Below are 270 nucleotides of genomic sequence, written 5' to 3' on the forward strand. Positions count from 1 at the left end.
GCCCGATCGGTCGCGCACGAACTTTGGAATGACTATGCTCTCGAGTTGACCGCCTGACCGCGCCAGCAAAGGCTCTCTGCAACCGCTGGCAAACAAATTGGCAATGCCCGTTGATTGCTTATGAGGTGTTTTGTTCTTTTAATAGTTTTTTCACGATCCTATTGATCGTTGATTGACTGACTTTGAACTCTTCAGCCAAGGCCGCCGCGGTGTTCCGCCGTCCGTCGGCTTCGATTTGATTGTAGCGTTGGGTGTTTCGCACGAATATTT

1 protein-coding gene is annotated in these 270 nt (G+C 50.4%); it reads right to left on the reverse strand.

Annotated features, from left to right (window positions below; genetic code table 11):
• Nucleotides 1-118: 118 nt before the first annotated feature.
• Nucleotides 119-262, reverse strand: a complete 144-nt coding sequence (locus ABLN87_RS22420; RefSeq protein WP_353014330.1) for a helix-turn-helix domain-containing protein — start codon at nucleotides 260-262, stop codon at nucleotides 119-121.
• Between the last annotated feature and the right edge of the window lie 8 nt (nucleotides 263-270).

It is taken from the genome of Ruegeria sp. SCP10, assembly GCF_040329495.1.
Lineage (GTDB): Bacteria > Pseudomonadota > Alphaproteobacteria > Rhodobacterales > Rhodobacteraceae > Ruegeria.